The sequence below is a fragment of the Pseudoalteromonas sp. TAB23 genome (assembly GCF_000498075.1).
GTDB lineage: Bacteria > Pseudomonadota > Gammaproteobacteria > Enterobacterales > Alteromonadaceae > Pseudoalteromonas > Pseudoalteromonas arctica.
Genome location: NZ_AUTP01000314.1, coordinates 1 through 9,192, shown reverse-complemented (window position 1 = coordinate 9,192; position 9,192 = coordinate 1). Strand labels below are relative to the sequence as shown.

The 9,192-nt window shown below is 39.5% G+C and carries 6 protein-coding genes and 2 pseudogenes (1 of these 8 only partly in view); 5 read left to right on the top strand and 3 right to left on the bottom strand.

Annotated elements, in window-relative coordinates:
* Positions 1–498, bottom strand: a pseudogene (locus tag L654_RS01000000126515) (FAD-dependent monooxygenase); it reaches 692 nt to the left of the window's first position.
* Between the two features lie 244 nt (positions 499–742).
* Here L654_RS01000000126515 and miaB point away from each other — a divergent pair.
* From miaB to lnt, 5 genes and pseudogenes are all read left to right on the top strand, one after another.
* Positions 743–2,191, top strand: coding sequence for a tRNA (N6-isopentenyl adenosine(37)-C2)-methylthiotransferase MiaB (gene miaB, locus L654_RS0120600; protein WP_010554713.1), 1,449 nt, complete (start codon positions 743–745; stop codon positions 2,189–2,191).
* A 50-nt stretch (positions 2,192–2,241) separates the two neighbouring features.
* Positions 2,242–3,301: pseudogene (locus L654_RS01000000126510) on the top strand (PhoH family protein).
* Positions 3,302–3,305: 4 nt separating this feature from the next.
* Complete coding sequence (gene ybeY, locus L654_RS0120590) at positions 3,306–3,764, top strand: rRNA maturation RNase YbeY (protein ID WP_002958542.1); 459 nt, start codon at positions 3,306–3,308, stop codon at positions 3,762–3,764.
* Positions 3,765–3,786: 22 nt separating this feature from the next.
* Complete coding sequence (gene corC, locus L654_RS0120585) at positions 3,787–4,671, top strand: CNNM family magnesium/cobalt transport protein CorC (protein WP_007585597.1); 885 nt, start codon at positions 3,787–3,789, stop codon at positions 4,669–4,671.
* A complete protein-coding gene (gene lnt, locus L654_RS0120580) occupies positions 4,652–6,214 on the top strand; it encodes an apolipoprotein N-acyltransferase (protein ID WP_024608937.1) in 1,563 nt (520 codons plus the stop codon). Before corC ends, lnt begins: the two co-directional genes overlap by 20 nt.
* Positions 6,215–6,256: 42 nt before the next feature.
* Here the strand turns inward: lnt and L654_RS0120575 are convergent, their stop codons facing one another.
* Positions 6,257–8,635 (bottom strand): P-loop NTPase fold protein, encoded by a 2,379-nt coding sequence (locus tag L654_RS0120575; RefSeq protein ID WP_024608936.1) that lies wholly within the window; start codon positions 8,633–8,635, stop codon positions 6,257–6,259.
* 133 nt (positions 8,636–8,768) lie between these two features.
* Complete coding sequence (locus L654_RS0120570; protein WP_024608935.1) at positions 8,769–9,020, bottom strand: type II toxin-antitoxin system Phd/YefM family antitoxin; 252 nt, start codon at positions 9,018–9,020, stop codon at positions 8,769–8,771.
* Positions 9,021–9,192: the final 172 nt, after the last annotated feature.

The following is a 9,192-nucleotide window of genomic DNA, read 5'->3' as shown; positions in this document are numbered from 1 at the left end:
GGCAATTACTAAATCAGCCGTATAGGTTTGATCACCATACACAAGCGTAATTAAATCATCCGTTTGCTCTATTTTAGTTACCGGCAATGATTGCTCAATAACCTCAATCTTATAATGCCCAAATTGCTGCCACAAACTTGCTTGAATTAAACTATTTTCAATCAAGTGGCCTAAATGTGTCGTGTTTATGTCGGCGCAATCAAATAATAAATTGTCACCACCGCGCTCAAAAGCCTCTAATTGTTGATAAGGTGCTATGCGGTTTTGCCTTAAAAGAGGCATTGCCCCTAATTCATCAAGTAAATTTTCTGAAAAACGATTAATAGCAGACACTCTAATATCCACCTTATCGCTACTAAGAATGTGCGATGGGTCTATTAGGTGTTTTTCAATTATGCGCACGCCAAAGCCTTGCTGAGCCAGCTTTATCGCCATAGCCGCGCCAACCATGCCCCCGCCAACCACTATCACATTATTTTTGGTCATGTTTTTCATCATTTTATTATTACTTGAGTCTGTTTTGATTGTATCAAAATTAATTTGTTTTATACCAGAGGATATCCCTAACAGCACATTAAACTCGCCCTGTATTGATTTGAGATCACAAACATGAAAACTATACTTGGATCTGGGCGGGTATCCAGCTAAAATACGCCTCCTTTAAGTGAGCATGCTTGCTCCTTAATCCTGTTTCTAGCACATTTTTGTGCCACTATCGAATTGAACACGAGGCAATATTTCAATGAGCAAAAAGCTGCATATTAAAACCTGGGGTTGTCAGATGAACGAATACGACTCTCAGAAAATGGCTGAACTTTTAGATGCCACCAACGGCTACCAGCTAACTGATGATGCAACAGATGCCGACGTAATCTTACTTAACACCTGTTCAATTCGTGAAAAAGCACAAGAAAAAGTATTTCACCAGTTAGGTCGTTGGAAGTTGTTAAAAGACGACAAGCCAGACTTAATAATTGGTGTAGGTGGTTGTGTTGCCTCACAAGAAGGTGACTCTATTCGTCAACGTGCACCATTTGTGGATGTTATTTTTGGCCCGCAAACATTGCACCGTTTACCAGAAATGATTAAACAAGTGCAAGGCAACAAAGGCTCATCAGTTGTTGATATTTCATTCCCAGAGATTGAAAAGTTTGACCGCCTGCCAGAGCCAAAAGCGGATGGCCCATCTGCGTTTGTATCAATTATGGAAGGCTGTTCTAAATACTGTACTTTTTGTGTTGTACCGTATACTCGCGGCGAAGAAGTTAGCCGCCCAGTAGATGACGTATTACTAGAAATTGCACAGCTTGCTGAGCAAAACGTACGTGAAGTAAACCTACTAGGCCAAAACGTAAACGCATACCGCGGCGACACGCACGATGGCGAAATATGTTACTTCTCAGATTTAATTCGTCTTATTGCTGCTATTGATGGTATTGACCGTATTCGTTACACCACATCGCACCCGGTAGAATTTACGCCTGATATAATCGACGTTTACGCTGATGTACCAGAGCTTGTAGATCACTTACACCTACCAGTACAAAGTGGTTCAGACCGTATATTAAACCTAATGAAACGTGGCCATACGGCAATTGAATACAAATCGACAATTCGTAAGTTACGCAAAATTCGCCCTAACTTAAGCATGTCGTCAGATTTCATTATTGGTTTCCCAGGCGAAAGTAAAGAAGACTTTGAAGCAACCATGAAGCTTATTAGCGACATTGGTTTTGATATGAGCTTTAGCTTTATTTACAGTGCACGCCCAGGTACGCCAGCGGCAGATTTGCCAGATGACGTAACAGAGCAAGAGAAAAAAGAACGCTTATACTTACTACAAAACCGTATTACACAAATGGCGCAGCAAATTAGCCGTCAAATGTTCGATACAGAGCAACGTATACTTGTTGAAGGTCCTTCTAAAAAGAACCCAATGGAATTACGTGGCCGTACCGAAAATAACCGTGTAGTAAATTTTGTTGGCCCGCACACAGTGATCGGACAGTTTGTTGACGTACGTATTACCGAAGCACTACCTAACTCTTTACGTGGTGACTTAATTCGTACAGAATCAGAAATGAACTTACGACGTGAAATCGCGCCTTCAGCTATTTTAACTAAAGCTGCAGCTGCAGAGCCAAAACCAGACACTGTTAACGAAATTGGCGTAGCTACTTTCGTTCCTTAGTCACACTATTAGCGCCAGTTAACGCTGGCGCAGTACTATAGGAAGCAATTTTGAGTAATCAGTTAAAAACATTAGAGATTTATTTAGAACCTGCCGATAACAAACGCCTTTCTTCTTTATGTGGCCCGTTTGACGAAAATATCAAACAAATTGAACGCCACCTGGCTGTTGAAATAATTCACCGCGACAACTTTTTTAAAGTAACCGGTAAACTACACAATTGCGCCGGCGCTGTAGAAATCTTAAAAAACCTATATGTTGATACTCAGCCAGTTCGTGGTGTTTTAGGCGAAATAGAACCCGAAGCCGTTCATTTAGCTATTACCGAATCAAAAGCCCTAGAGCAAGACGCATCAAGCAGCGCTTACGGCAAAGAAATGGTGATTAAAACGCGCCGTGGTGTTATTAAACCACGTAACGATAACCAAGGTGTTTATGTGGCTAATATTTTAAACCACGACATTACCTTTGGTATAGGCCCTGCTGGTACTGGTAAAACCTACCTTGCAGTTGCTGCCGCCNGTTGACGCCCTTGAGCGCCAAGAAATACGCCGCATATTATTAACGCGCCCTGCTGTAGAAGCGGGCGAAAAGCTTGGCTTTTTACCAGGCGATTTAAGTCAAAAAATAGACCCGTACCTGCGCCCTCTTTACGACGCTCTTTTTGAAATGCTAGGTTTTGAAAAAGTAGAAAAACTCATAGAAAAAAATATCATTGAAGTCGCCCCGCTTGCTTACATGCGCGGACGTACTTTAAACGATGCCTTTATTATTTTAGATGAAAGCCAAAATACCACCGCCGAGCAAATGAAAATGTTTTTAACCCGTATAGGGTTTAACTCAAAAGCGGTTATTACAGGCGATATAACACAGGTCGATTTACCTCGTGGCACACGTTCAGGCCTTCGCCATGCAATGGAAGTACTTGATGGCGTAAACGAAATTAGTTTTAACTACTTTAAAGCCCAAGACGTCGTACGCCACCCTGTTGTAGCACGCATAGTTGAAGCCTACGAGCGAAACGACGAAAGCGAGCGACTAAAGCGCATTGAAAAGCAAAATGCAAAAGACGCACTCGCTGCTCTTCAACAGCCTACTACTAAAGAGTAATACTTTGACAACCGAACTTGATTTACAAATAGCCTGTGAGTTTGACAACCTCCCAAGCGAAGAGCAATTTGCACTGTGGGCCGACAAAGCCCTTAGCCAATACCGTGACGAGTCAGAACTCAGTATTGTTATTAGCGACGAAGCGCAATCGCAACAACTTAATAACGACTATCGCGGTAAAAATAAACCGACCAACGTACTGTCGTTCGAATTTGAAGCACCACCAGGAATAGATATTCCTTTGGTTGGTGATTTAATTATTTGCCCAGCCATCGTATTAGCTGAAGCAATTGAGCAAGAGAAGTCGTTTCATGACCACTTTGCTCACATGGTTATTCACGGATGCTTGCATTTGCTTGGATTTGACCATATAAAGAGTGACGATGCTTTAGAGATGGAAAGCATCGAAAAGCAATTACTTGCAGAACTAAACATAGCAGACCCATACCGGGACGATATTTAAATTAACGGAGCAATTAGACGCAATGAGCGACGGTAACTCGCAATCTAGCCAGGGTTCTTCTGGCAAAACGTGGTTGGGCAGAATAGCCCAAATGTTGCAAGGGGAACCCCAGAATAGAGAAGAGCTGGTCGAAGTTATTGCCGATGCGCAAGAACGAGACGTAATCGATCCTGAAACAAAAGAGATGATAGAAGGTGTGCTTGGCGTGTCTGAGCTTAAAGTGCGAGACATAATGGTTCCGCGCTCACAAATGATCACTCTTGAGATCGACAGCCCGCTTGAAGAGCTAATTCCAATGATGGTTGACTCAACTCACTCACGTTTTCCTGTGGTGATTGAAGACAAAGACCATGTAGAAGGTTTTTTACTCGCTAAAGATTTATTGCCACTGATCTTAAATAAAGACGAGCATTTACCATCAATACGCGATTATTTACGCCCAGCAATGGTAGTACCTGAGAGCAAACGTGTTGATACATTGCTAAACGAATTCCGTCAGCAACGCTACCATATGGCTGTTGTTATTGACGAATACGGCGGCGTATCGGGCTTGGTAACGATTGAAGATATTCTTGAAATAATTGTTGGCGAAATCGAAGATGAGCACGACGAAGAAGAAGAACATCAAGATATTCGTCGACTTGCTAAACATGTTCACGTAGTGCAAGCACTCACACCTGTAGATGACTTTAACGAGCATTTTAAAACAGGCTACAGCACAGACGAAGCCGATACTATTGGCGGAACTGTACTGCACGCATTTGGCCATATGCCAAGCCGTGGTGAAACGATTGACATAGAAGGTTACCAATTTAAAGTAACCAACGCCGACAATCGTCGTATTTTGCAACTGCAAGTCACCGTTCCTAAGGCTGATGATAACGACAGTGAAGAAACTGCTAACTAGACTTACCTTATTAGCAAAAGATAAAAAAGCATGGCTCGCACTCGTTGCGGGCCTTGTTTTAACTTTTGGCTATGCCCCCTTTGAAATTTGGCCCATCGTATTTATTAGCCTTGGTACCATAATTTTTTGCGTTAACCCCGATAATACCGGTAAAGCACACGCAAAAACCGCTGCTAAATATGGCTTTATCTTTGGCCTAGGCTGGTTTGGTGCAGGTATAAGCTGGGTACATGTTTCTATTGCCACCTTTGGCGGCATGCCGCTTATAGCGTCGCTCTCGTTAATGGCTTTTTTGTGCGCCTACTTAGCATTATTTCCCGCACTTGCCTTTTGGGCAACTACACGCTTTGCCAGTGGCCCTAAAAGCTTTGGCGCATTACTTATTGCCTGCTTTGCAATTAGTGAGTATTTACGTGGCACCGTACTTACCGGTTTCCCGTGGTTAAGTTTTGGCTACACACAAACCGACGGACCTTTAAGGCGGCTTGCCCCTTATATTGGCGAGTTTGGCTTAACACTTACCTGTGTCGCTATTGGCTTTGCACTGTATAGACTTACCCAAAAAGATTTTAAAACCCCAGCGGTTACTGCGACAGCTGTTGCGCTTATTTTTACAGGCGCAAACACCACAGGTAGTATTCATTACACAGATAAAAACATGTCAGTATTGCTCGTACAAGGGAACATACAGCAACACCTGCGCTTTGAGCCAAGTGAGTTTTGGACCACAATGAGCAAATACCAAGACCTGACACGCCCACATTGGGATGCCGACTTAATAGTATGGCCAGAAGCTGCAGTGCCTGAAATAGAAATGCTTGCTGATTCCTACCTAGCCAATTTAGACAGTGCAGCCTCGTTTAATAAAACCGCCCTTGTAACCGGTATTGTTGACTACCAGCGAGACACCAAAAACATATTTAACACACTTATTGTGGTCGGTAATAAAGAACGCGCCGACGAGCACGGGCATTATCATTACCTTGATAAAAACCGCTATCAAAAACACCAGCTGTTACCTATTGGCGAATTTGTACCGTTTCAAGATTTTTTGCGCCCTATTGCCCCATTATTCGATTTACCAATGTCATCGTTTACCCGTGGCGACAAAGTGCAAAACAACTTACGCGCCAATGGCTATAACTTACTCCCCGCTATTTGCTACGAAATTGTTTTTGCAGATTTAGTACGCGGTAATTACAAAAGCGATTCCGACCTACTCTTTACGGTAAGTAACGATGCCTGGTTTGGCGACTCCATTGGGCCTTTGCAACATATGCAAATAGCCCGTATGCGCGCGCTCGAACTACAACGCCCTCTAGTGCGTGTTACTAACAATGGTGTAAGCGCCGTATACGACCCTATAAGCCACGCACAACAAACCATGCCACAGTTTGAAGCTACAACATTGAAAGCTAACATTAAGCTCATAAAAGGCGACAGCGTGTACAGCCAATACGGCAATGTGTTTGTATGGGGATTTGTGTTGTTGATGGGGGTTGTTGGGTTTGGGGTAAAACTGAAAAATAAAATAAATATTTAAAATTGAAGCGCGATAAGGTAATTATCGCGCTTTAATTTCAAGCTAAAATTTTAATACCCTCGATATTAATTTTAAAGCATCATTTTTTATACCTTCAAATTCATCATAATCCGCTTCTCGTGCTTCAGCTATTTGACTATAAATTACACGAGTACTTGCTGGTTTAGTATTTGCGATTAAAGAGTGTACTTTATTTAAAGTCGATTTATTTAGATCACTGGCTAGATCACGAATCTCGGGGATATCATTTGAAAATAAGTACAATAAATTAGCTTCGCTAACAGAGTCATTGCAATTAATAAATTGTAAAATAAGATTATTCATAGGGATTGTATAATCCCTATGTTCACTGCTAGAGCGCCTGCGAGGGCTAAAGCCCTTATAAATTCTTAATAGCGCAAACAAGGTTCCATGTGTAAAAGAAGTACGTTGCTCAAATAAGTCGTTTATTATTCTTTCTGAAAAAAGGTATTTTATAAATACACTTTCTGGATCAAATTGCTCACTTTTTACAATAAACGATGTTAGAAATTCTAAAGATTTCCTTGATGACCGAACATTAATCGCTTTTTCAAATAATTGCTTAACCGTTGCTTCATCTTTAATTTCATTGTAAAGAATACGCCAACCATAACGCTTGATTGACTCAAGCCAAAAACCAGAAGTATCATTATCTTCCACAGCGGCACATAAGTCAGTAATTGCTTGGTTTTTAATAATACGGCTATCACCACTAGAAATTTCATTCAACGTTTTAAAAACGTGCCTTTGTTTAAGCTTTTTCGCTGTAAGCCTGCCTTCGATTAATGAGCTACTTATATGCTCGTGTTTATAAAATGATAAAACATGAGCCGGCGGGTTATCTTTTGAAACGTATGTTTCTCTACCTTTACTCTCTCCTATAGCTTTAAAAATATAAGTTAAGCCAAAGTGCTCTAGGCAAGCCTTTATAAGTTCTTTACCTAAATTATCGTCCGGAGAAAAGTTATCTGCAATAAATTCAGTTAACGGTTGGCTTTTAAAGGACTTTTTATTTAATAGCACTATCAGTGCATCGTAAATAGATGGGTTATTATTTTTCAATGCCTGAAGTAAAACAAAGTCGTAAAATAAAACTTCACCACCCAACTCCAGCCAAGCAGATTTAATTTGCTCTTCAAGAGTATGCAATGCCCTAAATGAGGGTAACAATTGATTAATGAGTAGTGGGCATCCAGGTACATATTGATCTAAAAGAACTTCCTTATAATACTCTTGCATATTATTATCAATTAAATTATTTTCTAACTCTTTAATTTCATTAATAATATTTGGTTTAGAAAAATCAAATCGAATTGGGCAAATACGCAGTAAAGTATCTGAAAACTCTGGGCGGTTTTCACCTGCAAAAATATAATCAATACCTTGCAGTTCTTCTAATCTATCTAGCAGGCCAGCAAGCACATGAAGGCTGTCTAAAGCTTTTTGATTTCGATCGAGATCTTGAATTGTTACTAATAACCTTAAATTTGCGACATTAATTACATCACTTAAGCTTTTTAAAAGTGCATCTGGAGATGTAGGTTTATGCATAAATGCTGCAAATATTTTAGAGGACGTATTACCTGCATTCATAGCTGAAATATAGTGCGACGGTAAAGAGCGGAACTTACACATATCAATTTCGGTACTAAGTGCTATTAGCACTTCATCCAATACATATTGGATAATAGATTCAGCTTCAACACCCCACAGATCAATATTACAGTGAACTAATTTAGGCAGTTCTTTTTTATTTTTTAGTTTATCAACTGCTAAATTTATTGCCGTTGTCTTCCCCACACCAAACGGTCCACATATTAGAATACGTATACTTTTTGCTGTCTTGTGGCTTAAAACTGATACGATCTCACCTGCTATATATTTAGTTGAACTGTGGGGCAGTTGCTTATCAGGAGTTAGGGAGTTTTCTTTTCCTTTATATAAATAGACAACAAAGTTACACAGCCGTCTCAAAAGGTTTTTTAAGAGCTCAAATATAGGTGAAAATATTGTTCCGATAAAAAGGGGTAAAAATGAAAACATTAATTCTAAACTTAAAAAACTGTAAGTTGCTTTAGATTCAAAAAACAACCAAATAGCAATAGTGCATGTTATAGATAGCATGAGAGAAGGATATCGCCAATTAAATTGCCAATATCTTTTTGAATTATAAATAGAAAAGCTATTTGCAATTTTGTTTACGGCTAAGCCTGCTAAAAATAATAATGTAGCGTAACCATACAAAGGTGTGAAATTTGAAGTATTAAATGTTTTTTGAAGAAGATTAGTCCAAGCGAGCAACAATTCTTGAATAATGGTTACTGAAGACATAATTAAAAACAAAATATAGGTAATAACACCATATAAAATTAATGTCGTATAGCGAGAAAAAGTGACCATATTCATCCATGTGCTCAATATTTACTTTCTTATATGCTAACACGCCCTAATATAAACAGAAAAATAGTCTGAGCTACTTTATGTCACTTTAAGCATTAGCTTTTTCTAATTAATGTAATTCAATTGATAAGAGCTATAAGTCATCAATGCTAACTTCAACCTCCTGAGATAAATCAGCTCTACGACTTTTAATAATTTTAGCTAATTCATTGTCATCAAGCTGATGCATTATCAACTCATACAATTGTGCAGGAACTAAATAAGCAACTGTCTTATTATATTTCGAAATTTCGATGCTCTTTCCACCAGCTTTATTTAAGAGCGCAATTGGATTTTTTCTCAGTTCTGAAATACTTGCTGAACAATCAGCTAATAACGCTTTCATAAAACACCTGATAAAGTTAAACCTGTACTTAATTTTAAGTTTTTTAACTCAATCTGTATATTTTTATAATTACTTTACTCTTTCACTGCATCTACAACGGTTTCAACATTTACAACTTGATTCAAGTCGCCTTTAATAACCACAGTGGCTGATATTTTATCTTGAATGGCTT

Bases quoted from the DNA above. Each gene is read 5' to 3' on its own strand.
- corC (WP_007585597.1), top strand. From the start codon at position 3,787: ATGAGCGACGGTAACTCGCAATCTAGCCAGGGTTCTTCTGGCAAAACG.
- L654_RS0120575 (WP_024608936.1), bottom strand. From the start codon at position 8,635: ATGGTCACTTTTTCTCGCTATACGACATTAATTTTATATGGTGTTATT.
- L654_RS0120570 (WP_024608935.1), bottom strand. From the start codon at position 9,020: ATGAAAGCGTTATTAGCTGATTGTTCAGCAAGTATTTCAGAACTGAGA.
- miaB (WP_010554713.1), top strand. From the start codon at position 743: ATGAGCAAAAAGCTGCATATTAAAACCTGGGGTTGTCAGATGAACGAA.